The sequence below is a fragment of the Pseudomonas sp. ADAK21 genome, assembly GCF_012935735.1.
Taxonomy (GTDB): Bacteria; Pseudomonadota; Gammaproteobacteria; order Pseudomonadales; family Pseudomonadaceae; genus Aquipseudomonas; species Aquipseudomonas proteolytica.
Map to the genome: position 1 here is coordinate 5,204,667 of NZ_CP052857.1, position 25,966 is coordinate 5,230,632.

The following is a 25,966-nucleotide window of genomic DNA, read 5'->3' on the forward strand; positions in this document are numbered from 1 at the left end:
TGATCAGGCCACGATGTCGCTGTAGGCCGCCTGGCCCACGGTGGTGACGAGGAAGTCCGCCACGCCGTGCCCGGAGAAGTCCACCGCCAACGTGCCCAGGTTGGTACCCGAGGCGTACGTCAGCACGGCATCGCCGGCAGCGCCGGTAAAGGCGTTGACGAAATGCAAGCCGCTGCCTTTGGTGATGCCGGTCAGGTCGATCTTGTCCGAACCCGAGGTGAAGTCAAGGATCTGGTCCGCCGCACCTGGGCGGGAGTCGGAGCTGGCACCGAACACAAAGGTGTCCGAGCCCGCGCCGCCCCACAGTTTGTCGGCCCCGCCACCGCCGTAGATCAGGTCATTGCCGGCCCCGCCCTTGAGGGTGTTGGCCACTGCGTTGCCGATCAACAGGTCGTTGCCCGAACCACCAAAGGCGTTTTCCACGGTCACGCCCTGGGCGATCGACACGTTACCCACCAGGCCGCCCACATCGGAGAACGACGTCTCGTTGAGGTTGATTTTCTGGTTCTGGGTAAAGCCGGAGAAATCCAGGGTGTCGTTGCCACCACCGTCCCATACCGAGAACACCAGCTTGTCGGCATTGGAGGTGGCGCTGAGGTGATCACGCCCGGTGTTGGAGTTGAACCCGTAGGTGGTGTCACCGGCACGGGTGTTGTAGTTGGCACCGTAGAGCTTCTGGATCGCCGCGATATCGTCGATCAGCGGGCCGGACGCATAAGCCTCTACCCCGCCTTTGGTAAAGTTCTGGTTGGTGTTGTTTTCGCCCCAGTAGCTCATCACGCTGTAGCCACGGGTGTCCTGGCCGTAGTCCGCGTCTCGGTAAGACGGGTTGCCGGTCCCGGCGTTGTAGTCGCCAGGGTGATCCAGGCCCAGGGTATGGCCGATCTCGTGGGTCAGGGTCTGGCGCCCGTAGTTGTTCAGGCCCGGGTTGATGTTGGCGGTGTAGCTGTTGTTGATCAGGTACCACGAGGTGCCATCCGTGCCGCTCGTGTGGTACTTCTCATTGGTGCCGGGCAAGTAGGCAAAGGCAGCGGCACCATCCTGGCCGGCGCTGTAGTTGCCGAAGGTCATGTGGAAGTCGCCGCCCGAGACTCTCTCGGTGAAGGTGACATTGGCCACATCGGCCCAGGATTGCATGGCCAGTACGGCCTGGCCTTTTTGCAGGTTGCTGAACTGGCTGAACCCGGAGATGCCATGCTTGTTCATGGTCGCCGAAGAGGCCGACGTCAGGAAGGTGTAGGTCAGATCGATCCTGCCGTTGCCGTCAACGTCCCGGTATGCCGCGTTTTCGCGCAGCAAATGGTCGGCTGCCTGGTCGACAGAGAACGAAGGTTTGCCATTGACCGTGAGGTTGCCGCCGCGGTCGTACAAATGGCTAAAGCTATCGATTTGTGAATAGGCACTACTTGCTTGAGCTGCCGAGACAATAGCTTTGTCTTTTACTTTCGACATAAACGTACTTCCTTGTTTGCAAGTGGAACAGTTTTTGTCCGATATGACGCTCTCTGGCGAGATCGTCCTATCACTCGCCTCTTATGAAGGCGAAAGAAAACTGACACAAACTTAAATCACACGTCCAGTATTTTTTTTGCTGGGAAAGTGCTCGAAAGGAATAACGCCTGCAAACATTGGGGAGAAAGTGTTTATATTATTTGTTTTGGGCTCCTTGGCGGGAAGTTGGTTATTTAAATATTAAATAGTGCTAAATAATTAAATGCCAGACAGGTCACGTTTTAATATTGAATGGATCCAATTATTTGATTGGGTTGCATTTTAAAAGTGTCACCGTGTCAATAAAAACAATACATCCTGTGGCGAGCGGGCTTGCCCCGCGCTGGGGTGCGTAGCAGCCCTAAAAGCAGGCACTGCGGTTTACCTGAACGTCCGTGGAAGTCCTATTGGGGCTGCTGCGCACCCCAGCGCGGGGCAAGCCCGCTCGCCACAACAAGCCCGCTCGCCACAGACGCAGGCGCCCCCTCAACCCTTTAGCGCCATCCCGTCTGGCGCATTGCCTCCAGCAGCGTCTGCCCATCCAGCCCCGGCACCAATACGCCATCGGCGGTGGTCATGTCTTCCCCGGCGAGGATCGCGTTGATGATCGCCTCTTCCACCGCCTCGGCCGCGGCACTGAACAATGGCGAAATATGATCATTGTTGACCATGTTCAATGCCGTACTGAGGGGCAAGTCCTTGCGCCCGTAATCCGCAGGCGGCAGGTCATGGTTGCCGGTGGCAAACGCCAGGAACAGATCGCCACTGGAATCCTCGGTGCCGCCGCCGGTGCGGGCAATACCGATGGAGGCGCGTTGCGCCAGGCGCTGGCATTGGTGCGGCAGCAACGGCGCATCGGTGGCGATGATCACCACGATGGAGCCCATGCCCGGGGTGCCACGGTCGGCAAACGGCGAGGCAATTTCCATCAAATGGCGCCCCACCGGATACCCATCCACCCGCAGTTCCTGGCGCTTGCCGTGGTTGGCCTGCACCAGCACGCCAACGGTCCAGCCGCCCTGCTCCGCCGGCAACTTGCGCGAAGCGCTGCCAATGCCGCCCTTGAACTCATGGCAGATCATCCCGGTGCCGCCGCCCACCGCGCCTTCCTGCACCGGGCCGGATTCGGCATTGGCCATGGCCTGGAGCACATGCTCCGGGCCGATGTGCTGGCCCCAGATATCGTTGAGCAGGCCGTCATAGGTCTCCATCACCACCGGCATGCACCAGTACACCGCCGGGTCAGCCAGGCTGTCGCGCTCCAGGGCAATCAGGGTGTCACGCACAATGCCAATACTGTGGGTGTTGGTGATTGCCAGGGGCGTGGTCAGCAGCCCGGCCTCGCTGATCCATTCCAGGCCGGTGGCGTCGCCATTGCCGTTGAGCACGTGATACCCGGCAAAACACGGCTGCAGCCGCGCAGCACCGGCCCGCGGCTGGATCAGCGTGACCCCGGTGCGTACCTGCTTGCCATCGATCTGCTCCTTGAGCGTGCTGTGGCCGACCCGAACCCCGGGGACATCGGTAATCGCATTCAATTCGCCGGGTGTGCCCAACCCCAACGTAATGCCCAATTGACGTGCACGCATAACCACTCCTTACAGTTTCTGGAACGCCGGACTCGACCGGCCGCTGACGCAATACAGGATCACCGACAAGGCCAGCAGGCCGATGATAATCATGATGTCGCGCATGGACGCGGCGATAAACAAGGTAAACAACAGATATCCCGCGCCCGCCACAGCCAGCAAGGCCGGCACCGGCCACAGGGGCATGCGGTACGGGTGCTCGCGGTCACGCAGCAGCACCCGGCTCATCAGCGCGCTGAGGGCGACGATCAGGTACACCAGCATGATCAACAACACGCTGAAGGACGTCAGGTCCGCCAGGTTGGAGCTGAAGCTGAGCAGTGCCGAAGGGATCGCCAGGAACAGCGTGGCCAGCCATGGAGAATCCCAGCGCGGGTGGATACGGGTGAAGAGTTTGTTGATGGTCGGCGTCCACAGCGCATCGCGGCCACTGCTGAACACGACCCGGCCGATCTGGATCACGATGGCGACGATGGCGTTGAACACGGAGAGGAAGATCCCGGCACTGACCAGGCGTGACAGGGTTTCATTGCCATGACTGGTCAGCAGGTAACCGATGGGGTCCGGGCTGCTGATCATCTCGCGCAGGGATGGGGCGCCAATCAACAGTGCGGTGATTGGCACCAGTTCGATCACCACCACCAGGCCCAGGGACCACAGCACCGCCTTGTGCACGCCCTTGCCGCCGCATTTCATGTCTTCGGCCAACAGCACCGCCGGGCCATAGCCGTTGAACGAGAACAGGCCGATGCCCACGGCGCCGATCACCAGGGCCCAGGGCGCCAGGTGCAATACGCCGTTTTCGACGATCTGCGGCTGGAACAGCACACTGGCCGGCTGCACCGGGTTGCCAAATCCGATAAACACAATCACCAGCAACGCCGCCACTTCCAGCAGCAGGCAGGTACCCGTGATCCACGCATTGAGCTTGATATTGAGGATGCCCAGGGCGTAACTGCAGACCACGATCACCAGGGCCACGGTTTGTGAGTCGAATTGCGTGCCCAGGGCGTTGTTGAGGTAGGTCGCCGCGCCGGTGGCCAATACCGGTGGGATAAACAGCAGCATTACCAGTACGGTGAGGAAGGTGGCATAGCCCGCCATCCCGCCGAACACTCGCTTGGCGTACACATACTCGCCACCCGCGCTGTTATGGGCACGCCCCAGTTCGGCGTAGCAAAAGGCGAACATCAGCGCCAGTAACCCGGCCATCACAAACGCCAGGAACACCCCGCTGCCGGCTTGCTGGATGGCAAACGGCGCAATGACAAACACGGAACTGGCTGGGGTCACCGCTGAAACGGTAATGGCCACTACATCGAACACACTCAAGGTTGGTTTCAGCACGCCATCAGGCGTGGGGGTGGTGCTCATATCGTTATCCTCTTGTTTATTCTTTTTATTGGAAAGCTGGTTTGAGGCAGAAACGAAAAAGAAGGAGCGATCAATTTTTTTATTGTAGGAGCGAGCTTGCTCGCTAAAGACGTCAACGCAAACGCGTGCTGGCTGGGCAACCGCAGCGCGCCCAGGTTTTTCGCGAGCAAGCTCGCTCCTACAGGGAATGTAGGGGTTGCCACTGCACCGGCCAATTCCCCTATTGGAGTACTCCCCTTGACGGGGCTGGGTAAAAACCGAACCCTTGGCCGATCTTTCAACCACCGGAACCCATCACATGAGCCTGTTCAGGGAAATCAGCATGCATGCGGGCCTGGGCCGTACCGTGTCGCAAATTGGCACCGAGCGCTTCTGGAAGCAATTGGTGCTGTTGCTGCACCAGAACCTCGCCTTCGATAACGCCCTGGCGATCTTCTACCCCGTGGATGGCCCGCCCCAGGCCCTGGAAGAGTACGACGCGCAGCCCACCAGCAAACCGGCGTCGATGCTGGTGTACCTCAATGGCCTGTACTTGCTCGACCCGTTCTTCCAGGCGTGCCGCGAAGGCTACGCCAGTGGCGTATACCGCCTGGAAGAAGTGGCGCCGGACCATTTCCGCCAGAGCGAGTACTTCCTCAATTACTTCCACGACAACGTGCTGGAGGATGAAGTGCAATTCATCCTGCAACTGCCTGGGGCGGGCACCTTGTCGTTGTCATTGGGGATGCAGCGGGTATTTACCGCGACGGAAACCGGGCTGCTGTCGCTGCTGGCGGCGTGGGTGCTGCCGTTGATGCAACAGCATTGGCAGCAGAGTACCCAGCGCGCGCCGGCCGGCGAGGCAATGGCCAGCCAGATACGCGATGCGTTGAGCCATTTCGGCAGCGGGGTGCTGTCCGAGCGCGAACTGGAAATCGCCCGCCTGGTCCTGCGCGGGTTCTCGTCCAAGGCCATGGCCGAACGCCTGAGCATCTCGCCGGACACGGTCAAGGTGCATCGACGCCACCTTTACGCCAAGCTGGATATCTCGTCGCAGCCGGAGTTGTTCTCGTTGTTTATCCAATCGCTGGGGCATGACCTGGATAACCCATAGGCCCCGGCGAACGGCCTGTCGTGGGCTTTCGTGGCGAGGGGGCTTGTCCCCCGCTGGGCTGCGAAGCAGCCCCAAAACCAGCCACCTCGATTTACCTGATGCAATTGAGTGGACCTTATTAGGGCTGCTGCGCAGCCCAGCGGGGGACAAGCCCCCTCGCCACAACTAGCCCGTCTGCAGACGTTAGCGCCCGGTGCGGATGGTGTTCCAGATCCGTGTGCGAATGCGGTCGATCTTCATCGGCATGGCTTCGAGGGCGAACAGCTTGCCCATCATCTCTTCGCTCGGGTACACCTTGGTGTCGCTCTTGATCACCGGGTCTACCAGGCTGTCGGCAGCGCTGTTGCCGTTGGCGTAGTGCACGAAGTTGGTGATATCGGCCATTACGTCCGGGCGCAGCAGGTAGTTCATGAAGGCATAGCCGGCTTTTTCATCCGGGGCGTCGGCGGGCATGGCGACCATGTCGAACCAGATCGCGGCGCCTTCCTTGGGGATGTTGTAGCCGATTTTCACGCCATTCTTGGCTTCCTTGGCCCGGCTTTCGGCCTGCAGCACGTCACCCGAGAAGCCCACCGCCACACAGATATCGCCGTTGGCCAGGTCGCCGGTGTATTTGGAGGAATGGAAGTAGGCGATGTAGGGCCGCACCTTGATCAGCAGCGCCTCGGCTTTTTTGTAGTCCTCGGGGTTCTTGCTGTGGTGCGGCAAGCCCAGATAGTTCAGGGCGATCGGCAGCAGTTCCGGACCGTTGTCGAGGATCGCCACCCCGCATTTGCTGAGTTTTTCCATGTACTCGGGCTTGAAGATCAAGTCCCAGGAATCGACCGGCGCATCGTCGCCCAGTACGGCCTTGACCTTGTCGATGTTATAGCCGATGCCAGTGCTGCCCCACAGGTACGGGAAGCCGTGTTCATTGCCCGGATCGTTGGTTTGCAGGGCCTTGAGCAGCACCGGGTTGAGGTTCTTCCAGTTCGGCAACTGGCTCTTGTCGAGTTTTTTCAGGGCCCCACCCTGGATCTGCCGGGCCATGAAGTGGTTGGACGGGAAAACCACGTCGTAACCCGAATTGCCGGTCATCAACTTGCCATCCAGGGTCTCGTTGCTGTCGTACACGTCGTAGCTGAAACCGATCCCGGTTTCCTTCTGGAAGTTCTTGGTGGTATCCGGTGCGATGTAACTCGACCAGTTGTAGATTTTCACCGTTTCGGCGGCCTGGGTCAGGGACGCCACCAACATCAAGGGCAACAGGGCAATGGGTCTCATGGTTCGATTTCCTGGCGGTTATAGGGCTGTTTTTATGGCAGGCGATCAAGGATCAAAAGATTAGAGGATCAACACATAGGTCTTGCGCACGGTCTCCTGGATATCCCAGATCCCCGTGCTGTTGGCCGGCAACATCAGTGCATCACCGGCTTCGATCTGCAGGGTTTCACCGTCATCGGGGGTGAAGGTGCAGCGGCCCTGGATAAAGTGGCAGAACTCCTGGGCCACGATCTGGCGCCGCCAGCGGCCTGGGGTGCATTCCCAGATGCCGGTTTCGACGCCATCGCTGCGCTCCACGCTGAGGGTGGACGCCACGGCAATCGGGGTGCCGAGGGGCACAGCGACCGGGCTTGAGTCCGGCAGGTGGCGGTTAAGTGTGTCTTTGAACTGGGTAATGCTCATGGTCATACCTGTGGTGATTGAAGCGACTTAGTGCATGAAACCTTCCATGAAGCCGGCCATGCCGCTGGCCAGCTTGCGCCGCCAGGGCGCGGTGTTCGGATCCGCCAGGGTCTGGTCCTCGTGGACAAAGCTGCGGATGATCGCGTTGTAGCCCAGCCACCGGCACGGCTCCGGTTCCCAGCCCTTGAGGGCGTTCAGGCCGCCGTCGCGCAGCACCCACGGTTGCTGGACCAGCGGTGTGTCACGCCCCAGAATCAGGTCGGCCAAGGTCCGACCGCCCAGGTTGCTGGCGCCGACGCCCTCCCCGCCGTACCCGCCCGACAAGGCGATGCCGCTCTGTTGGTCGCACAGCATGTGCGGCCGAAAGCGCCGCGACATACCGAGGTTGCCCCCCCAGGAGTGGGTAACGCGCACATGCTGCAGTTGCGGGAACAGCTCGCAGAACAGGTAGCGGCGCAACTCCACCTCGCTTTCGGTGAGGTCGAAGTTGTGCCGCAACTTGCCGGCAAACTGATAACCACCGCGGGCCCCAAATACCAGGCGGTTATCCGCGGTGCGCTGGCCATAGGTGACCTGGCGGCTGCTTTCACCAAAAGCCTGGCCCTGATCCAGGCCGATTTCCTCCCAGGTACTGGCAGGCAAGGGTTCGGTCGCCACGATCAGGCTTTGCACCGGCAGTTGATAGCGGCCCAGGGGCTTGAGCGTCGGGGCATAGCCCTCCACCGCTGGCACCACCCATGAGGCCCGGACGTGGGCCTTGGCGGTGCGCAGGCTGGCGGCCTGCCAGTGGGTGACCGGACTGTTCTCGTAGATCGCCACGCCCATGGCCTCGACCACCCGCGCCAACCCGCGCACCAGCTTGGCCGGATGGATCGTCGCAACGTGAGGGGTATAGACCGCGCCATAAGCCGAGGCGATACGGATCTGCCCGGCCAGTTGCTCGGGGCTGAGCCAGCGGTAGTCAGCGTCGCTCAGGCCTTGGCTGTGGAGCTTGGCCAGGTATTCGCGCAGGCTGGCTTCTTGCTCGGGGTAGCGGGCGGCACAGTGCAGCGCCCCGCCCTTGCGGTAGTCGCAGTCGATGGCTTCGCGCTGCAGCACCTGCCCGACTTCATCGGGGATGCCATGCAGCAGGTCAAACGAGGCCCGGCGTTGCTCGGCAGGTAAACCGGCGAGCAAGCGGTCTTCGCCCAGGAGGTTGCCCATCAACCATCCACCATTGCGCCCGGAAGCGCCGAAACCGGCAGTCTGGGCTTCGATGATCACCACCTTGAGCTGCGGCGCGTGGCGCTTGAGGTAATAGGCAGTCCACAACCCGGTGTAGCCGGCGCCAATAATGGCCACATCGACATCCAGGTCATGCTCCAGGGACGCGCGCGCCTCCAGCGGCTCTTGCAGCTGGTCCATCCACAAACTGATCTTGCGCCATGCCGGCATGCCCAAACTCCACCACCAAACGTCGATGGCGTGATCCTAGTGCCTGGCTTCAGTCGTCGTCTTGCGCGCGTGCACGCAGAGAAATTTGTTTCACGTAGGCCTTGGGTGACAGGCCGGTGTGTTGACGGAAACAGCTGTAGAACGCCGATAACGAATTGAATCCGGCGGCAAATGCCAGCTCATCAATGCGGATCGGCGGCGTGGCGCCATCCAGTGCCGCGAGCAAATGCTGCAGACGGGCCTGGTTGACGTAGCGGTAGAAGCTCTGCCCCAGCACCTGGTTGAGCAGGTAGGAAATCTGGTTGCGACTGTAGCCACACTCCTTGGCTACCCGTTGCAGGTCCAGTTCAGGGTCGAGATACGGTTGCTGGCGCTGGAAGTACTGCTGCAAATCGTTGGCCAGGTAGCTCAGTTGCTGGGGCGACAAGCCCAGGCGGCTGACGGTCGGTCGCGTGGCCTGGGACTGGGAACGACTGGTGGCGGGTTCGTGCACCAGGGATGCGTATTCGTTGACACGCCAGATCAGCCCGTCGCGCACGGTGATCGCCTCACTGGTACGAAACGACACCAGGCCCTGGCCGCCACGCAAGGTCACGCGATACTGGATAAATGCAGTATCGCCATCGGTGCGGATACGATCAGTGTGCTCGATAGCCTCATCGGGGTCGCGGGGCATGCTGGCTTGCAGGTACTCACGCAGTTGGTCGAAGCACACCACGCGGTTCTGGAAGAAGTCGTGGTACTGGATATCCGGGTGATAGTGCGCCATGACCCCGTCCAGATCGCGGTGCTTCCAGCACAGGTGATGGCGCAACACTACGTCGGCAGTCGCTTGCGTCTGTTGCGGGCTATCGGCCGGGACGGTCTGTGGCATACAACACTCGCAAGCGGCTAAAGCCTGGAGCTTGCACAACTTTACCGAGTGCTTCAATGGCAAGGTGACAGTTTTTAATAATGGCCTTTTGCCTAAGCCGTTGTAAGGCATGACCCACGTCAAACTTCTTGCAAGCAACTGCCGAACGGATGGAAAAAAACCGATACCTATTGCGAGTGAGTGCTATTTTTTAAGCTTCACGGTCAGGACCATTGATGGACCTGACGCCCTTGCCGCGAGCTAAAGGAAGCGCTCAATGAACAAGGTTGGTCACATGAACAAAGTGACATTCCTCAATGCCTGCCAGTTGATGCGCTGGCATTTTCACCCGGTAGGCTTTGAAGGCAGCATGGACGCGCCCGGCAGCATGATTGCGCGATTGTTTGACCGAGAGAGTGGCGAAACCCTGATCGCCATTGCTGGCATTCCCTGTGCCACGGTGATGAACGCCACGGATGTGGAACGCATTATCGAAGCGATTGAGGCAGAGCTGGAATCGTTTATACGCCCGCAGTTGCGGCAGGCGTAGTTGCAGGGCTTATTGTGGTGAACGGGCTTGTTGTGGCAGCGGGCTTCTTGTGGCGAGCGGGCTTGCCCCGCGCTGGGCTGCGCAGCAGCCCCAATAAGCTCACGGAGTTTAGTCAGGTAAACCGAGGGCGTCGGTTCTAGGGCTGCTGCGCAGCCCAGCGCGGGGCAAGCCCGCTCGCCACAGCAATCCCACTAAGCTCACTAAACCCACTAAGCCCACTAAGCCCACTTGCCCCAGCAACCCCTCTACTTCACCTTCGCCACCCGGCGGTCATCAAAGAACACTTTGCCCCCCGTCACTCGGTCCGACGCCCTCGGCGCATTCGCGCCTTGGCCATCCTGCCCTTCGACATACCAGTAGCAATGGCTCACTGCCCGGGTAATCCCGACATAGGCCAGGCGCAGCACCTCGTCTTTTTGCGCATTGTCATAGGGCTCGGCATCGCCGTCCCTGCCAAGCCCGGCCATGCGGTACACCTGGTTCTTGTAGGGTGAGCGCGTCAGGTGCTGGCAATCGCCCAGCAAAAACACCGCATCCGCCTGCAGTCCCTTGGCGCTGTGATAGGTCAGTTGTTTCAGGCGGCGCTGGGTCGGCGGCAAGCTAGAATCAAGGTTAACTACCGACTGAATATGCTCCTGGATCAACAGCTTATCGCTGCTTTTTCGATACAGCATTAATACCGATTCGCCCCGTTGATAGTGCGCCAGCAACTGCTGCGCCAGGGCGGCCTCATCTCGATCCAGCACCTGCACCGGTATCAGCGCCTTGGCTGCGCCGCCGGCCTTGGCCTTTTTACCGCTGATCGCCGGTGCGGCTTTAACGATATGCTCGGCGGCATCGATGATGTGCTGGTGGCTTCGGAAGTTCTCCCCGAGCATTACCCGGGTGGTGCTTGGTGAGGGGAACTCCTTGTTGAACTCCATGAAGTACTTGGGCGAACTGCCGCGCCAGCCATAGATCGACTGCCAGTCATCACCCACGCATAACAGCGAGGAGTGCTGGGCACCCCGCCCCACATGCATTGCCGGCCCACGGCTGCGGATCTCGCGCAGGCTGGCGCGGATCCACGAGACGATCTGCGGCGAAACGTCCTGGAACTCGTCGATCATCAAGTGCGACAGCGGGCGCAACAGCCCGTCGCTGAGCAACTTGAGGTTCTCCGGGGTGTTCTCGCCAAACAGCGAAAACATGCGGTTGTAAGTCATGATCGGCGGCGACTGGTCCAGCAGGTGATCTTCCAGGGCCTTCCAGAAAATGCTCAGGGCTTCGAAGAAAGCGCGGTCCGGGTCATCCTTGGCAAAGCTCATCTGGCCTACGGCCGTAGGCACGTCCAGGCCGAGGTTTTCAATAAACCCGGCGGCGGTGACAAAACAGTCCAGCAGCGGCGCCGAAGCCAACTCGCCCTTGACCTTGTAATCAAACCCCGGCCCCGAACTGGCATCGCCCGCCAGGCTGCTCAAAAGACGCTTGGAAGACCCATAATTATCCAGCCATATCAAAGGCTTGCGACAGAAAGCTTGAAACAGGGTGCGCTTGACTGCCCATTCGGCGCGCACCGACAGCTTGGCCCCTGGGCGGGCGATCTGCGGGTTTTCCCTGGCGTCGAAGCCCAGTACCACCCAGGCGTCCAATTCGGCGCTGTAGCCGTGGCAGTGGAACGCCGCGCCGTTGATTTCCACGCTCTGACGGTTGGGCTCGATGCCCTTGATCGGCCAGGCACCGGCGCGAAACCACAGGTCCTCGATCACATCGCACAGTTCTTCGTCACGCTTGGCCGCCAACTCGGTGACCGCCATGCGCTTCTGCACATCCGGGTGGTCGCGCTCCAACTCCTTGAGCTGCAAGGCGTGGCGCGCCATCGGCGCAATCAGCTCGCGAAAGCGTGTGTGCCGGCCGTAAAGCCCGTGGTAACAGGCATTGAGCTGCTGGCGCTGGGCATCGTTGATGCGCAGCTCGAAGGGGTTGCTGTCAGCCTCGTCATCGTAGGTGCCGTTGTGCAGGTTCTCGAAGGCCTGCAAGCGCTCGAAGCCCGGCAGGCTGCGGACCATGGGCAGGATGCGTGAATGAAAGGTGCGCACCACGGCCTGGGCCTCTTTCAAACCAAGGGGTTGGCCCCACAGGCTGAGAATCTCCATGAGTTTGCCGATGAAGTCCTTGCGCGACTCACGGGTGAAGGTCACCACGGTCATGGAACTCAGCTCAAAGCCCAGGTAATGGGTCAACAACAGGATGCGCAGGACCAGCGAGGTGGACTTGCCGGCCCCGGCCCCGGCAATCACCGAGGTGGACGGGGTGTCGCTGAAGATCATCTTCCACTGGGCCGCGCTGGGCTGGGCATGGGCCGGTAGCAAGCGTGCCACATCGGCCTTGATGCGTTTTTTCAGCTCAGGGGTCAATGGCAGGCGCCAATCGTCGAACAGGCTGTCATCAATTCCGGGCGCACGGTGCTCATCACTGCGAAAGTCACGAATCAACAGGACCTGGCGCCCCTCCTCGATGCCGTCGCGCTTGCCTTCCTGGTAGCCATACTCCACACCCGCTTCATGCCCACTGCGAAAACCATCCGCCTGGCCATGCAGCCACGAAAAACGGTGCTGGGCCCGCAGGCGCGTCAATCCGTGGCCAAACAGCCGGGCAGCCAGGCGCTTGAACAGCGGCATTTGCGCCAGGGGACGCAGTTCGGGGGGCAGATCGGGGGTGTGTTGCGACACGCGGACTCCTGCGGGGGGGTTAAGCGGACAGAGCGCCTATGGTCGCCGTTATGCCGCGACAGTTCCAGCCAATTGCTTTGGCTTCATGCAGTTAGGCGATGAAGTGAATATCAGGTCGAGTTCGGCGGCGCGCAAACCAATCGAATAATCAGATGGGAATCAGGTATTTTTTACGCTTTTTATCGATTATGCCCTGGCGGATGATAGCCCCATCAACAGGAGACGATCATGCTTGAACTTCGACCTTTTACTTCCCTGGGCGGTGCCAATCACGGTTGGCTGGATGCCCATCACCACTTTTCGTTCGCTGAGTACCATGACCCTCAGCGCATGCACTGGGGCAACCTGCGGGTGTGGAACGATGACATCATCGCTCCCGGCACAGGCTTCCCACAGCATCCGCACCGGGACATGGAAATCATCACCTATGTGCGCGAAGGCGCCATCAGCCACGCTGACAACCTGGGCAACAAGGGCCGTACCGAGGCTGGCGACGTCCAGGTGATGAGTGCCGGCACCGGGATTGCCCATAGCGAATACAACCTGGAAGCCACGGCCACCAAGATTTTCCAGATCTGGATCATCCCCAATGAAGCCGGCCTGCCCCCTTCCTGGGGCGCCAAGCCTTTTCCCAAGGGCGACCGCGAAGGGTTTGTGACGTTGGCCAGCGGCAAGCTTGGCGACAATGAAAGCCTGCGTATCCGTGCCGATGCGCGCCTGGTGGCGGCCAACCTGAAGGCCGGGGAAAGTGCCGAGTATCACTTGGATGCAGGACGCCGGGCTTACCTGGTGCCGGCGACCGGGGTGATCGAGGTCAATGGCTTGCAGGCGCGGGCGCGGGATGGTGTTGCGGTGCAGGATGAACGCGTACTGCGGGTGACCGCGATCGAAGACAGCGAAGTGGTGCTGGTGGACCTGGCTTGATCTCAAGCCAGGCTCAAACCCAATGTGGGAGCAGGTCGCAGCACCGCTCCCTCACTTTTTACGGCTGGCTGGTGATCGCACCATCCACCAACACCTGCGCCTCTTCCACCAGGCGCTTGAGGTGATCTTCGCCAATAAAGCTCTCGGCATAGATCTTGTAGATATCCTCGGTGCCCGACGGCCGCGCGGCGAACCAGCCGTTTTCGGTCATGACTTTCAGCCCGCCAATCGCCTGGTCGTTACCTGGCGCATGGCTGAGGATCTGCTGGATGCTCTCCCCGGCCAATTGCGTAGACGTGACCTGCTCCGGTGCCAGCTTGCCCAGCAGCGCCTTCTGCGCCGGGGTGGCCTTGGCATCCACACGGATGGCGAACGGTTCGCCCAAGGCATCGGTCAGGCCACGGTAGATCTGGCTTGGGTCCTGGCCTTTGCGCGAGGTCATTTCCGCAGCCAGCAATGCCGGGATCAGGCCGTCCTTGTCAGTACTCCACACGCTGCCGTCCTTGCGCAGGAACGAAGCCCCGGCGCTTTCTTCGCCGCCAAAGCCCAGGGAGCCTTCGAACAGGCCATCGGCAAACCATTTGAAGCCCACCGGCACTTCATACAGCCGCCGGCCCATGCGCGCCGCCACACGGTCGATCAAGCCACTGCTGACCACGGTTTTACCCACGGCTGCATCAGCGCGCCACTGGGGACGGTTCTGGAACAGGTAATCGATGGACACGGCCAGGTAGTTGTTCGGCGCCAACAGCCCACCAGACGGGGTAACGATGCCGTGGCGGTCGTGGTCCGGGTCACAGGCAAACGCCACGTCGAAGCGTTCCTTGAGGCCGATCAGGCCTTGCATCGCATAGCTGGAGGATGGGTCCATGCGAATCTGGCCGTCCCAATCCACGCTCATGAAGCGGAATGTCGGGTCGACTTCGGTATTCACCACTTCCAGGTTCAGACGGTAATGCTCGGCAATCGCCGACCAGTAGCGCACCCCTGCTCCGCCCAACGGGTCTACGCCCAGGCGCAAGTCGGCGCTGCGGATCGCGTCCATGTCGATGACATTGATCAGGTCGGCCACGTAGCTGTTGAGGTAGTCATGGCGATGGGTGGTATCGGCTTTCAATGCCTGGGCATGGGTGATGCGCTTGACCCCGGCCAATTTGGCAGCCAGCAGTTCGTTGGCCTTGGCTTCGATCCATTTGGTGACGTGGGTGTCGGCCGGGCCGCCGTTGGGCGGGTTGTATTTATAACCGCCGCTCTGGGGCGGGTTATGGGACGGGGTGATGACAATGCCATCGGCCAGCCCGCTAGTGCGGCCACGGTTGTAGCAGAGGATGGCGTGGGAAATCGCCGGAGTTGGCGTGTATTCGTCACCTTCGGCAAGCATCACATGCACCCCGTTGGCCGCCAGCACTTCCAGCGCACTGGCGCCCGCCGGCGTGGACAGCGCATGGGTGTCGAGGCCAACGAATAGCGGGCCGGTGATGCCTTGTGCTGCGCGGTACAGGCAAATCGCCTGGCTGATGGCCAACACGTGCCATTCGTTGAAGCTCAAGTCAAAAGAGCTGCCACGGTGCCCGGAAGTACCGAAAGCCACGCGTTGAGTGGAGATGGCTGCATCGGGCTGGCCGGTGTAATAGGCCGTTACCAGTCGCGGGATGTCCACCAGCAACTGAGCCGGCGCCGGTTTGCCCGCAAAAGGACTGAGAGTCATGCAAAAACCTCTGAAAAGAAGGATTCGGAAAAGGATGCAGTTTACTGGGTGTTCGACCGCCGCGGGCCGGTATCTATCCCACAATAATCAGCGATATTTCCCACAAAGCCAATTCATCCGTGCTGCCCCTGCTTGAGTGCCTGTGCCAACTCCTCCAACACCAGGTCCAGGCTGTGATGAGTGCTTGCCACATGGCTCAGCCGAAAATGTTGCTGGTACAGGCCACTCACGCTGAACAACTCGCCAGGGGCAATCACCACCTGGCGCGCCAGCATGTTTTGAAAGACCCGACGCATATCGACGGCCTCGGTGGAGCGCAGCCAGTAAGTAGCACCCGCCTGGGGTCGACGGTACGTCAAGCGCCCGCCCAGATGTTGCTCCAGGCGCACGTGCATGGCGTCGGCGTGCCCCTTGAGCAAGTCGCGCAACTGCTCAAGATGCTGGTCAAAACGGCCATTGTGGTGCAGCCGGGCGATTGCACGCTGGCGAATCGAGGACAAACGGAACGCGCGCAACAGGAACTGGCGCTGCAATTGCGTGCTCAGGTGCCGCGACAGCAGATAGCCGTAGGGCGCTTCCGGGCCCATGACTTTTTCGAAAGAAGAAAACACCATCAATCGATCAGGGTTCACCAGATCGCGCAGGTAGCGGGTGCCCGCCTCGAATTCCAACCCGCCGTGGATGTCATTCTCCAGCACCCAGCAACCGGCATGTTCCAGCAACCGCGCCACCTGCGCCTGATCCGCCAAACTCAAGGCCGCCCCCGTGCCAATGCCCGGGGTCGAAGACAGCACTGCCAGTTGCACTTCCTCGCTCCGCAGTTGCTGCTGCAAGTAACCGAGGTCGAGCCTGCCCTGTTCGTTACACGGCCACTCGATCATGCGCACCCCGGCATCTTGCAGCAACCGCAGGACAAGCCAGTCACATGGCGACTCCACCAACACCGCAGCCCCTCTGAGCGCCAACACCTCGATCAGGATGGCCAACACTCCCCGCAGGTCAGCACCGATATACACATCATCGGCCTGCCAGCACCGTGTGGGCGAATGGGTATAACGCGCCGCCAGCGCCGCCCGCAGCTCCCAAATGCCGCACGGCTGGGAATAAGGCTGCAGCTGGCGCGGGTACTGGCGCACCAGCTCACGCTCCAATTGCAGCAACGGCGCGTCCAGGGACAACAACTGGCCCGGCTCATCGGCACTGAGGACCAGCATCCCCGGCCTGCGTGCCCCGACATACAGGCGCTCAAGGAGATCGCCTGCGGTGCAGCATGGCGTATTGCTGGCAATGGGCAGGGCGTAGTAGCCGGACTTGGCCACCGAATACACCCTGCCCTCCTTTTCCAGGAGCGAGTAGGCGTATTGAATGGTGGAAATCGACACATTCAAACGCTCTGCCAAGTGCCGCAGGGACGGCAGCTTGACCCTCGCCTCAGTGCCCACTTCGTTGATCAGGTTGATCATGTAGCGGTAGACAGCCTGATAGGCGAAGTCAGCCTGCTTATCCCCCTTCATGACCTTGGCTGCCGCAGCACTGGCTGGCGTAGCGCAATCACCCTCAGTGCCCTGGTATGCCATGCGGCACCGTGGCCCCATCCTCGCTGTTGATACAGGCCGCATTGGCTGCGACATGGGCGCCGTACAGGTGCTGCAACAGCGCCAGGGGCAAGCCACTGGTATCGACAATCCAGTGCTGGATCAACTCTGCCGAGGGCTTGCCCTCAAGGACTTTGTGCAGTTCGGGCAGTGCCACCAGCATGCCGGGATGACAGCGGCGCAAGAAGGCTTCCAGCCGCTGCCCTTGCTGGATAAACGGTGAAAACAACAGGCATACCAATTGGCTTTCCTCCAGGCCAAAGAACTCGCGGGCGTACGTCGCCGCCAATACGCGGCCATCCCGCGTCCCGGCTTGGGCAATCAGCACGTCAGGGATTTGTTTACGGCGCATGAAGCCGATGGCCTGCTCGATAAACCGCGTGACACCCTGCTGATAGTCCAGGCCCTGCAGCACTTGCGCATGCAGGCCATGCAGGTGGGCCATCAGCAACGGGTTGGCGTAGGCCGGGGTGCTGAACTGAAAGGCGAACTCATCTTGCTTGTAGCCCATGAAATCATTGAGCAAGGCCGTGCAGCCGTGCTCCGTGGCGCGTAACAGGTCAGCCACGCCAATGTAGGCCAGGTGACGGTGCACCTCCTTGGCGGCGGATGCATCCTGTGCTGCGTAATGCTCGCCATACACATTGCGGTAATAACCGGCACTGCAATCGTCCATGCGGGAGAACAACGCGTTGAGCGCCAATGGCTGCCCGGAATGACCTTTCATGCCCGCAGCGCGGGTGGTCCTGGCCAGCCACGCCAGGTATTGATTCTGTTTGCGCGGTGAATCGCTGCTGGCCAAGGCGTGTACCCCGCCGTCCCACGCCGTGATGCGGCGGTAGAAATCCCCCAGGGACAGGTAGCCGTCGTTGCACAAACTGGCGCGGATATCCCCCGAACTCATGTGCCCGACCATCAGCATGTTGCGCCGTCCCGCATCCTGCCCCGCGGCGGACGCCGGCCGCAGATGGTTGAAAGGCAAAACCTCCTGGTTTTCCACCATCAGCAACTCAACCCTGGGGTCGTCATGGAAAAACAACGCGCTGTAACCACGGTGAATGCTGTCCAGCGCCGCTTGCGTCATGCCCGTATGGCGCAGGGTCGCGACGCGCAATTGGAAACTCCTCGGCGCGCGTCCCGCAATGGTCAATTGGGCAGCCCGCAGGAAAGCCAATGCGTAACTGCTGCTTTTACCGCCCCCATGAGCCACCAGTACCTTGTAGTCGCCGATCTGCTCCAGGCCCCCGGCCGCCACAATCAATCGCTGAATCAATAACTGAAGTGCCGTGCGCTCCGCTCGCGAAAAGTGACCCAGCAATCGCTGCAAAACTTGCTGATAAACATAATTCATGGCTTGTTCGTGAATAGCGCTCATAGCTTTACTACCTGAGGTTAACTGGCAGTTTCGGGCATGCAGTTAGGCGTGCCTGTCCGATCTGCGTTTACTTAAAGTTGACGCCTGTTGTGATTAAGGCTGATAGCTAAATGTTAGCACCGCACAACAAAGCGCCAGTTGGAACATCCTGACGAAGATGCCATCACCTACGGAGGAAAGCCCCTACAGCGGCCCACTGGCCGGCCTAGGAATGGTCTTACAACCTCCTACTAATCTTTAACTCGAATATTAAAGAATGATCTGACATATGCAGCGCAGGGTAAAAATCGGATTTGGTTCGCGCACACTTAAAGGCTCTTTCTGCAGACCCACATCCTTGGGCCGGCATACAAAGCGACTTGTTAGTTTCGGCGAGCCGTTGTTTTGAGTTGTTTGCTGTATTCATTGCTCAGTCCTTGAGATGAAAGTGACCGGGCAATTATCAGCGCTTGATTGATGATTAAAAGATACAGACTCAGGGCAAAAACCAGTGCAGTTCGGTGGACGGGGATTGACCGCAGCGCCCAAACAAAACGCCGCCGCTCTGGGATTCAGGGCAGCGGCGGCATCAAGGGCAGGTTTTGCAGGGAAGAAATCCCGGCAGGGGGCTCAGCAAGGACGTAGATCCAGTCCTTCTAAATGGCGTATTTGCCCCATGGCAAACACTCGCAGAATGTCCGTTTGCGAACATTCCCACAGATCAAACGGCTTCAACCTGCAACGCTACCCGCTCACGGCACGGGCATTCATCCATGTAGCGATGGGCGTCGACGAACTGGCTGAATGGAAACACCCGGGTCTTGAGCGGCACCAGCAGGCCATCTGCGGTCAACTGGTTGATCTCGTTCAGGGCCCGCTGCAGCGCGGCCTGATCCTGAGCAATACCCAACTCCGGCTTGCCGGTGAAGTTGCCGATGCAGTGCACAAAGAACTGGATGTTCTTCTGGAACGCGGCGCAGGCCGGGAACGGAGTCTGGTTGCCGCCTTGCAGGCCGTACAACACCAGGCTGCCACGGGGCGCGAGCACATCGCCCAACAGCGACATCTGCGGGCCGCCCAGGCCGTCGAACACTACATCCACGCCGCGCCCATCCGTGAACTTGTTGATTTGCATCAGCAAATCCTGTTCTTCGGTGACGATGACCTTTTCCGCGCCCAGGGACAGCAGGTATTCGCGTTCCTCCGGCGACTTGGTGGCCGCGATCACCCGCACGCCCAAAGCCTTGCCCAATTGCACGAACGATGGCCCGGCACAATGGCTGGCATCCGTCACCAGAGCGAACTGCCCGGGTTTGGCCCGTGCCAGATCGATGTAGGCAAAGTAGGCAATCAACAACGGCGTGTAATGCACGCTGGCCTGCACCGCGCTCAACACGTCCGGGTAACGGGTCAAGGCAGAACGAGGCAATACAATCACCTCGCCATACACCGGGTAATCATTAGGGCTTTCGGCCGGAAAGCTGGCAACCTTGTCGCCTACCACCAGGTCATCGACGCCCTCACCCACGGCCACCACCACGCCAGCCATTTCATGGCCAAGGCCCGATGGCAGCCGGGCATGGGAGGACGCCAGGTTCTGCCGCCAGAGAATGTCGTACCAGCTGATGCCAATCGCTTCGACACGCACCTGCACTTCGCCCGGTGCGGGCAACGTGGCTTCATGCTCTTCGCACTTGAGCACCTCGGCCGGACCAAACTTGTGAAAACGGATCGTGCGGGACATCGCAAACCTCGCCAAAGTAACCTCTAATGCCATGAACTTTATCTGGGCTTTCGGGGCAAGGCCACCGGTCGCCATTAATAGTCGTCATGTCTGTCATTGATTCCACTGCCTAGGAAAATACGCCAGGCAGCGTAGGAAATCTGAATTAGCCGGTGCAGAGTACCAGCCTTTCCCCGTAAGATTCATGCCGGCCATTGTTCCCATGTGGCCGCTCACGTCAAGTTCGCTGAATCTGCCAGGACACAAGATGAACCGTAACGACCTGCGTCGTGTCGACCTGAACCTGTTGATCGTATTCGAAACCTTGATGCATGAGCGCAGTGTGACCCGCGCCGCCGAGAAATTGTTCCTCGGCCAGCCCGCCATCAGCGCGGCCTTGTCACGCCTGCGCGGGCTGTTCGACGATCCTCTGTTCGTGCGTACCGGGCGCAGCATGGAACCCTCGGCACGGGCGGTAGAGATCTTCGCCTTGCTGTCGCCGGCCCTGGATTCGATTTCCACCGCTGTCAGCCGCGCCGCCGAATTCGATCCAGCCACCAGCACCGCGGTGTTTCGCATCGGCCTGTCGGACGATGTGGAGTTCGCCCTGCTGCCGCAACTGCTCAAACGCCTGCGCGCCGAAGCGCCGGGCATCGTGCTGGTAATCCGTCGCGTCAACTACATCCTGATGCCCGGCCTGCTGGCCTCCGGGGAAATCTCCATTGGCGTCAGCTACACCGCCGACCTGCCGGCCAACGCCAAGCGCAAACTGCTGCGGCGCAGCCTGCCCAAGCTACTGCGCGCCGACAGCGTACCCGGCGCCCTGAGCCTGGATGACTTCTGCGCCCGCCCCCACGCCCTGGTCTCATTCGCTGGCGACCTCAGCGGGTTTATCGACGAAGAGTTGGAAAAACTCGACCGCAAGCGCCACGTAGTACTGGCCGTGCCACAGTTCAACGGCCTGGGCACCCTGCTGGCCGGCACCGACATCCTGGCGACCGTGCCGGACTACACCGCCGAAGCCCTGACCGCCGCCGGCGGCCTGCGCGCCGAAGACCCACCGTTGCCGGTGCGCAGCTTTGAACTGCACATGGCATGGCGAGGGTCGCAGGACAATGACCCGGGGGAACGGTGGTTGCGTTCGCGGATTCAGATGTTTTTTGGGGATCCTGAGAGTCTTTAGGCGTTGTCGGGCAGGCTGTTTAGTTGATCATTTCTGGCTTTTCATAGGTCATGAAGGCCCATTCACTTCCAGACTATTGCTACATTGGTGGCATATCTGAGGGCATACTTTGGATGGTTTGAAAAGGATGCCCCCACCTTTACGAGGCTATTGAGAATCGGTAAGCCGGTACTTTCCGGCCTCAATCTTCACCATGAGCTTCTGCCCGCAGAGACTGCCTATTGTTCGGCCCGCAAGGCTCTCGATGGAGTCATCTAAATCACTGGGTACCAACCCTTCCCGCAACCATTGTACTACTTGGGATTTGGTGGCAACGGTCGCCTCATTGCGCATCCGAAACTCGACGATCGTAGTGGCGAGGAATAGGACAGGGACTTCACTAATCCCATGCACTGGGTCATTAGAGCGCGGAAATTGAAAATTGCCGACCAGTGCGGCCACCTTGATTAAAGACTGCCCGCGCTTCATTGGTCGCGCAGTACCCAATTCAACCGCCTGCTGGGCGACCTCAAAAACCTTGGCCTCGTCCAATGGCTCCGCGAGGCAAGTCAGACATGCGCCGTACATGTTATGCGGTGTCATCGTATTGCATTCGGTGCAGGGCTTGAGATAGCCCTCTGTCAGTTCATTATGCACAAAGTCGATTCCAGCTATGGAAACACCTGTCGATAGCGATATCCACCAGCCCCAAAGCTGAACTCCGCGATTGCTCCATCTGGCGCCGCCTTCATATACCCATCGCCTCCATCGGCTTGCGTAAACAAATCCTTCGCCGAAGATTTCGTGTCTTCCGCCCAAGTCGGCGTATTTCCGCATTCTGTTAACGATAAACCGTGGGGCCGGAGCACGGGCATCCTGATCGAGCACTGATTTGCGATCAATATTCTCCAAACCTTTGCGAAGGAAATCTGATTTTACGCTGCTCTGACCCACAAGCAGTTCAATAGGCACGATGATGTAGGCACGGGTGGTGGCTCGTCCGAGAGCGCAAGCCAATGTGATGTCATCCATTTCGAAGCCTGCTACGACGATGACGACTGGCGCCTCCATACCGCGATACGCCGAGATCGTGGAGCGTGGAACATCGATCTCCTCAAGCGACGAGGAGAACTGACTGAGCACGATCAAGTCCTCGTTCATGACACCGGATTTAGCAAGGCTCGCCGTCATGGTCTGGATTGTCTTGGAAACATCCCAGCTAATGCTTCTGGACAAGTCCTCAACGGAGATCGGCCGAGGGCAATTCACCTCATGTCGTAGCGGTAGCATCTCCATCATCGTCTGAGTGATGCCTCCGGGATTCCGGTAGACCGTTGTCAGATAGAAGAATCGCTCGCCATAGGTATCCTCCAGAAATCGATAGGAACTGCCTTTTTCGATCCCAGGTAGTACCTGGAGCTCATCAGCAAAAACGAACTTGCGTGCGTTGGCGAAATGGTCGCGCAGCGCCAAGTGATCGGCCTCATTGAGCGCCTGGGCCTCATCGACGATCAACGCCGCGTACTGTTGATCTACCGACCCATGCAGGGCCAGGTGATGCTCGTCATAGTTGGGCTCGCCGGAGCTGTTTTCCCTGTTCCGCTTGCCCTGGGACTCGCAGTAGGAATGAAAGGTTTGAACAGTCACCGCCCGGCCAAACTGGCTCAATTGAGCGGCCACCTTATGCGTAATCTGGCGGTTCTTCAGAAGGAACATTACCTTGAGGTCCCGAGCGACAAACTGCTCAGCAAGAGAACGCGCTATCAACGTCTTGCCGCTGCCCGAAAACCCCGCGATCAACCTTCGATCAGAGTCGACGCACAATGCCACCTGATTCGCCTGCTTTTTGTCTAATTGAAGCCACAACTCGCTGTCCGCAACGATTTTCCGGCCAAGAGCCCCTTCCCGTAATTCCCGCGGCCAGACGGAGTCGAGAAATTGTTTGATTTCATGGCTGAAATTATCCTTGATGTCGTAGTTCAGTGCGGACTTCCAGTGCGCCATCAATTGCATGATGCGCGAAGGCATGTCCTGACGGTGCTTTTGGAGGATTAGAATACCGTCGGGCAACTGCCGGTCGAGCGGCACGTATGCACTGGCGATTTGCGAGCTCTCCAGATCGAAGTCTGGAAAATGCACTGCATAACCGACTGGGCACTTCATCTGCCACGATTGCAACATATCGACGAGGACGAAAGCGTTGTCCTTGACCTGATTCAGAGGATCGATTTCATAACCGTCACGTTCGTGAATGAATCGAACGCCCGACGGCTGATACAAACCTGACTTCGTCTCTATGCAAAGCATACCCAGCTCCGCATGTAAGATTACGAAGTCCACCTCGCCAGACAGGTGCCTCCTCTCTAAGGAAACTCGCAGGTAGTCCTGCAGATCCTGCGAGTACACCCGCTTTGTCCGGCCGCGTAGCCAAGGTAGCGAGTGGATGACGACAAACCCATCGTCAAGTGCCGCTAGTTCCTGAAAAAGCGTAAATTCGCCTTTGCTGCGGAATTCCGCATGATCGAGTGCTGGAAAGAATTTGGCCATGGATGGAAGAAACGCTATGTCAGTTGGGGCATAGTAAGGCACTGGATGCACCCGTGTCCTCTCATCCACCAACCTATCAATGGTACCGTTCCGATCAGACCAGACCGGGCGGAAATTACCGAATCGATAGTCACGTTGTACCCTACTGTAGTGGTACTGAGCGCTCAAGCCACCGTGTTACACCACCTTCTGGACCTGATCCGCTTCAGGCTCTAGCGCATCCACAGTAGCGACATGGTTGGTGATGCCGAAAGGAATGTGCACGGATGGAGCAACTGCGCTAGTCGATTTAAGGTGCCCTGATTGGTCATCGAAGAAGATGTGTGGTTTCAATACACCTAAAATTTTTCCTTTCTCGATGCCACCCAGGAAGAATGCGTCATTGGCCATGACACCCCAACTCTTGAGTGTATTCATCGCACGCTCATGAGACGGAGCATTGCGGGCTGTGACGATCGAGACGCGTATGCGGTTTTCGTATTTAGGATTGAGCTTTTTGTGCTTCTCCTCGACTGACTGGATTTTGGATATTCGCACCATGAACTCCTTCAGCGGCCCCGGGTTATGGGGCTGCATAACGTTCTTCACTTCGTGCGCATGGAACTCAGACAATCCAGAGGCCTGCATGATCGTTTCGGACTCATCGCCAGCGAGTACGCCGTCAAAGTCGAATGCGATGCGTAGGGTTTTATCAGTTTCGTCGTCTTCAAATTTTGAATCGAGCACCTGGCCAGCCGGGTACCCGGCCTTGATAGCCGCTTCCACGTCTTTTTTGTCACCCGACAAAAATAAAGCGATATTCAGTGCTGGTATGTATTCATAAGGGGATTTTCCTTGCATGAAAATCGCCCTTGTCATCCCAAGCCCGTAGTGCTCGATAGTCTTCAGTACGCGCAGCCCAGTGTCGGGATCATTGCGCGAAAGAAGTATTACCTCAACGAGCGGATCCGTAGGATCGACGCTCAGGTCATTCACTGACAGTAAGCGCTTGATGAAGGGGAACGCTATCCCCTTAGGAAGCGGGACGTGAAGATTTTTTTGCTGAAACTTGCGGTATTCCTCCTCCCCCTGACTCTGAAACACTGCGTCCGATGCCAACAAATCAAACACAGCGCTGGAAGCGACACCGATCACCAGGCGATTTTCTAACTCGTAGGGCATTGGAACCTCTCTTGATGCCTCTAAACGCAAATATTGATGGGCATCGAACATGTCAGGGCGGATCGAGAAGCACACATCGCGCGGCTCCTCCCACGCACAGTCAGGCATATCAATTCTCAAATCAATCTGCAGGTTGCTTTATTATGGACGGATGACTTTGAACCTTGCTGATTGGCGCCGAGTCACCCATCACCTGATCGCCGGATGTGGGCCCCAAGCTATTCTCCCGAGTGAAAATGGCATAATATGCCAACAATCAAAAGTACCTGCTTGCATCGAACTGGAGCTAGTTATGGCGACGCGAAACGTTGTGCTCACCCCTCACCAGGATCAGGTTATCCACGACCTGGTGCAGTCCGGCCGTTATCAGAATGCCAGCGAAGTGATGCGGGAAGGTTTGCGGCTATTGGAACAGCGTGTCGCCGAAGACACCGCCAAAATTGAGGCACTACGCCACGCGACCTCGATCGGCATCATGGATCTTGCGCACGAGCGCTTTACTCAGGTAAACGAAGGGGATCTGGAGCACTACCTCGAGGCCTTGAGCCTGGAAGCAACCCTCCCCGCGAGAGGCAAACACTGAGCATGCCGCGGTATCGTGTTTCCAACACAGCACGCGCCGACATTGTCGACATCCTCAGGCTCTCCCAGACGCAGTTCGGCGATCAAGCGCGCCAGCGCTACCAGACGCTGATCCTCGCGGCGCTGCAAGCGCTTGCCGACACGCCTTGTCGCATTGGCAGCCACGATCGCGATGAGCTTGCACCGGGCCTTCGCAGCTATCACCTCATCTATTCACGCCAGCAGGCCAAACAAACCCATGGAATGGTCAAAAAACCACGCCATATCGTGTTCTATCGTGTGGCAAACGACGACATTATCGAGGTCGTAAGACTCCTTCATGACGCCATGGAAGTGCAGTTGCACTTACCTACGATTGATCAGCGACCTGGCCCAACGGATTAACTGGCCAGGTATAGCAAAGGTAAGCCCCTCCTCTAAATCTCAATCTGAGCGCCCTTGTGATCAGCC

The 25,966-nt window shown here is 59.1% G+C and carries 20 protein-coding genes; 6 read left to right on the forward strand and 14 right to left on the reverse strand.

The window, feature by feature from the left end; translation table 11 throughout:
* Positions 1–3 precede the first annotated feature (3 nt).
* The 3 genes from HKK57_RS23420 to HKK57_RS23430 form a co-directional block, all read right to left on the reverse strand.
* Positions 4–1,452 carry a serralysin family metalloprotease gene (locus HKK57_RS23420; protein WP_169390870.1) on the reverse strand — a complete coding sequence of 483 codons (1,449 nt, stop codon included), beginning with the start codon at positions 1,450–1,452 and terminating at the stop codon, positions 4–6.
* A gap of 533 nt (positions 1,453–1,985) precedes the next feature.
* Positions 1,986–3,080, reverse strand: coding sequence for a DmpA family aminopeptidase (locus tag HKK57_RS23425; RefSeq protein ID WP_133714361.1), 1,095 nt, complete (start codon positions 3,078–3,080; stop codon positions 1,986–1,988).
* A gap of 9 nt (positions 3,081–3,089) precedes the next feature.
* Positions 3,090–4,454 carry an APC family permease gene (locus HKK57_RS23430; protein ID WP_169390871.1) on the reverse strand — a complete coding sequence of 455 codons (1,365 nt, stop codon included), beginning with the start codon at positions 4,452–4,454 and terminating at the stop codon, positions 3,090–3,092.
* Between the two features lie 298 nt (positions 4,455–4,752).
* Here HKK57_RS23430 and HKK57_RS23435 point away from each other — a divergent pair, with 298 nt between their 5' ends.
* Positions 4,753–5,547, forward strand: a complete 795-nt coding sequence (locus tag HKK57_RS23435; protein WP_154905910.1) for a helix-turn-helix transcriptional regulator — start codon at positions 4,753–4,755, stop codon at positions 5,545–5,547.
* Between the two features lie 183 nt (positions 5,548–5,730).
* Here the strand turns inward: HKK57_RS23435 and HKK57_RS23440 are convergent, their stop codons facing one another.
* Genes HKK57_RS23440 through HKK57_RS23455 form a run of 4 tightly spaced genes read right to left on the reverse strand, consistent with a single transcriptional unit; the run spans position 5,731 to position 9,520 of the window.
* The gene (locus HKK57_RS23440) at positions 5,731–6,810 is read right to left on the reverse strand and encodes a polyamine ABC transporter substrate-binding protein (protein ID WP_169390872.1); all 1,080 of its coding nucleotides are present in this window, start codon (positions 6,808–6,810) and stop codon (positions 5,731–5,733) included.
* Positions 6,811–6,870: 60 nt separating this feature from the next.
* Positions 6,871–7,212, reverse strand: a complete 342-nt coding sequence (locus HKK57_RS23445; protein ID WP_029299984.1) for a cupin domain-containing protein — start codon at positions 7,210–7,212, stop codon at positions 6,871–6,873.
* Positions 7,213–7,239: 27 nt separating this feature from the next.
* Positions 7,240–8,646 (reverse strand): NAD(P)/FAD-dependent oxidoreductase, encoded by a 1,407-nt coding sequence (locus tag HKK57_RS23450; RefSeq protein WP_169390873.1) that lies wholly within the window; start codon positions 8,644–8,646, stop codon positions 7,240–7,242.
* A 49-nt stretch (positions 8,647–8,695) separates the two neighbouring features.
* Complete coding sequence (locus tag HKK57_RS23455) at positions 8,696–9,520, reverse strand: helix-turn-helix domain-containing protein (protein ID WP_029299987.1); 825 nt, start codon at positions 9,518–9,520, stop codon at positions 8,696–8,698.
* Positions 9,521–9,776: 256 nt separating this feature from the next.
* Here HKK57_RS23455 and HKK57_RS23460 point away from each other — a divergent pair, with 256 nt between their 5' ends.
* The gene (locus HKK57_RS23460; RefSeq protein ID WP_169390874.1) at positions 9,777–10,049 is read left to right on the forward strand and encodes a DUF1652 domain-containing protein; all 273 of its coding nucleotides are present in this window, start codon (positions 9,777–9,779) and stop codon (positions 10,047–10,049) included.
* A gap of 245 nt (positions 10,050–10,294) precedes the next feature.
* Here the strand turns inward: HKK57_RS23460 and HKK57_RS23465 are convergent, their stop codons facing one another.
* Positions 10,295–12,760, reverse strand: coding sequence for a UvrD-helicase domain-containing protein (locus HKK57_RS23465; protein WP_169390875.1), 2,466 nt, complete (start codon positions 12,758–12,760; stop codon positions 10,295–10,297).
* A gap of 228 nt (positions 12,761–12,988) precedes the next feature.
* Here HKK57_RS23465 and HKK57_RS23470 point away from each other — a divergent pair, with 228 nt between their 5' ends.
* Positions 12,989–13,684 carry a pirin family protein gene (locus HKK57_RS23470; protein WP_070994883.1) on the forward strand — a complete coding sequence of 232 codons (696 nt, stop codon included), beginning with the start codon at positions 12,989–12,991 and terminating at the stop codon, positions 13,682–13,684.
* 58 nt (positions 13,685–13,742) lie between these two features.
* Here HKK57_RS23470 and pgm read toward each other — a convergent pair whose 3' ends face one another.
* From pgm to HKK57_RS23490, 4 genes are all read right to left on the reverse strand, one after another.
* A complete protein-coding gene (gene pgm, locus HKK57_RS23475) occupies positions 13,743–15,392 on the reverse strand; it encodes a phosphoglucomutase (alpha-D-glucose-1,6-bisphosphate-dependent) (protein WP_169390876.1) in 1,650 nt (549 codons plus the stop codon).
* A 113-nt stretch (positions 15,393–15,505) separates the two neighbouring features.
* Positions 15,506–16,906: an aminotransferase-like domain-containing protein gene (locus tag HKK57_RS23480; RefSeq protein ID WP_169391245.1), complete on the reverse strand. Its 1,401-nt coding sequence runs from the start codon at positions 16,904–16,906 to the stop codon at positions 15,506–15,508.
* Positions 16,907–16,949: 43 nt separating this feature from the next.
* Positions 16,950–18,362, reverse strand: coding sequence for a hypothetical protein (locus tag HKK57_RS23485; RefSeq protein WP_104912321.1), 1,413 nt, complete (start codon positions 18,360–18,362; stop codon positions 16,950–16,952).
* Positions 18,363–19,062: 700 nt separating this feature from the next.
* Positions 19,063–20,085 carry a zinc-dependent alcohol dehydrogenase family protein gene (locus HKK57_RS23490; protein ID WP_029300001.1) on the reverse strand — a complete coding sequence of 341 codons (1,023 nt, stop codon included), beginning with the start codon at positions 20,083–20,085 and terminating at the stop codon, positions 19,063–19,065.
* Positions 20,086–20,332: 247 nt separating this feature from the next.
* Here HKK57_RS23490 and HKK57_RS23495 point away from each other — a divergent pair, with 247 nt between their 5' ends.
* Positions 20,333–21,247 (forward strand): LysR substrate-binding domain-containing protein, encoded by a 915-nt coding sequence (locus tag HKK57_RS23495; RefSeq protein WP_070994887.1) that lies wholly within the window; start codon positions 20,333–20,335, stop codon positions 21,245–21,247.
* Positions 21,248–21,394: 147 nt separating this feature from the next.
* On the opposite strand, the gene HKK57_RS23500 is transcribed toward HKK57_RS23495, so the two are convergent.
* Complete coding sequence (locus HKK57_RS23500) at positions 21,395–23,773, reverse strand: NERD domain-containing protein/DEAD/DEAH box helicase (protein WP_169390877.1); 2,379 nt, start codon at positions 23,771–23,773, stop codon at positions 21,395–21,397.
* Between the two features lie 177 nt (positions 23,774–23,950).
* Entirely contained in the window at positions 23,951–24,934 is a 984-nt protein-coding gene (locus HKK57_RS23505) for a 5'-nucleotidase (RefSeq protein WP_169391246.1), read from the reverse strand.
* Positions 24,935–25,226: 292 nt separating this feature from the next.
* On the opposite strand from HKK57_RS23505, the gene HKK57_RS23510 reads away from it, so the two are divergent.
* Together HKK57_RS23510 and HKK57_RS23515 are read left to right on the forward strand one after the other, a co-directional pair.
* The gene (locus HKK57_RS23510; protein ID WP_070994897.1) at positions 25,227–25,517 is read left to right on the forward strand and encodes a type II toxin-antitoxin system ParD family antitoxin; all 291 of its coding nucleotides are present in this window, start codon (positions 25,227–25,229) and stop codon (positions 25,515–25,517) included.
* 2 nt (positions 25,518–25,519) lie between these two features.
* A complete protein-coding gene (locus tag HKK57_RS23515) occupies positions 25,520–25,900 on the forward strand; it encodes a type II toxin-antitoxin system RelE/ParE family toxin (RefSeq protein ID WP_070994898.1) in 381 nt (126 codons plus the stop codon).
* Positions 25,901–25,966 lie beyond the last annotated feature (66 nt).

Bases quoted from the DNA above. Each gene is read 5' to 3' on its own strand.
- HKK57_RS23420 (WP_169390870.1), bottom strand. From the start codon at position 1,452: ATGTCGAAAGTAAAAGACAAAGCTATTGTCTCGGCAGCTCAAGCAAGT.
- HKK57_RS23425 (WP_133714361.1), bottom strand. From the start codon at position 3,080: ATGCGTGCACGTCAATTGGGCATTACGTTGGGGTTGGGCACACCCGGC.
- HKK57_RS23430 (WP_169390871.1), bottom strand. From the start codon at position 4,454: ATGAGCACCACCCCCACGCCTGATGGCGTGCTGAAACCAACCTTGAGT.
- HKK57_RS23435 (WP_154905910.1), top strand. From the start codon at position 4,753: ATGAGCCTGTTCAGGGAAATCAGCATGCATGCGGGCCTGGGCCGTACC.
- HKK57_RS23440 (WP_169390872.1), bottom strand. From the start codon at position 6,810: ATGAGACCCATTGCCCTGTTGCCCTTGATGTTGGTGGCGTCCCTGACC.
- HKK57_RS23445 (WP_029299984.1), bottom strand. From the start codon at position 7,212: ATGAGCATTACCCAGTTCAAAGACACACTTAACCGCCACCTGCCGGAC.
- HKK57_RS23450 (WP_169390873.1), bottom strand. From the start codon at position 8,646: ATGCCGGCATGGCGCAAGATCAGTTTGTGGATGGACCAGCTGCAAGAG.
- HKK57_RS23455 (WP_029299987.1), bottom strand. From the start codon at position 9,520: ATGCCACAGACCGTCCCGGCCGATAGCCCGCAACAGACGCAAGCGACT.
- HKK57_RS23460 (WP_169390874.1), top strand. From the start codon at position 9,777: ATGAACAAGGTTGGTCACATGAACAAAGTGACATTCCTCAATGCCTGC.
- HKK57_RS23470 (WP_070994883.1), top strand. From the start codon at position 12,989: ATGCTTGAACTTCGACCTTTTACTTCCCTGGGCGGTGCCAATCACGGT.
- pgm (WP_169390876.1), bottom strand. From the start codon at position 15,392: ATGACTCTCAGTCCTTTTGCGGGCAAACCGGCGCCGGCTCAGTTGCTG.
- HKK57_RS23480 (WP_169391245.1), bottom strand. From the start codon at position 16,906: ATGAAGGGGGATAAGCAGGCTGACTTCGCCTATCAGGCTGTCTACCGC.
- HKK57_RS23485 (WP_104912321.1), bottom strand. From the start codon at position 18,362: ATGAGCGCTATTCACGAACAAGCCATGAATTATGTTTATCAGCAAGTT.
- HKK57_RS23490 (WP_029300001.1), bottom strand. From the start codon at position 20,085: ATGTCCCGCACGATCCGTTTTCACAAGTTTGGTCCGGCCGAGGTGCTC.
- HKK57_RS23495 (WP_070994887.1), top strand. From the start codon at position 20,333: ATGAACCGTAACGACCTGCGTCGTGTCGACCTGAACCTGTTGATCGTA.
- HKK57_RS23500 (WP_169390877.1), bottom strand. From the start codon at position 23,773: ATGGCCAAATTCTTTCCAGCACTCGATCATGCGGAATTCCGCAGCAAA.
- HKK57_RS23505 (WP_169391246.1), bottom strand. From the start codon at position 24,934: ATGCCCTACGAGTTAGAAAATCGCCTGGTGATCGGTGTCGCTTCCAGC.
- HKK57_RS23510 (WP_070994897.1), top strand. From the start codon at position 25,227: ATGGCGACGCGAAACGTTGTGCTCACCCCTCACCAGGATCAGGTTATC.
- HKK57_RS23515 (WP_070994898.1), top strand. From the start codon at position 25,520: ATGCCGCGGTATCGTGTTTCCAACACAGCACGCGCCGACATTGTCGAC.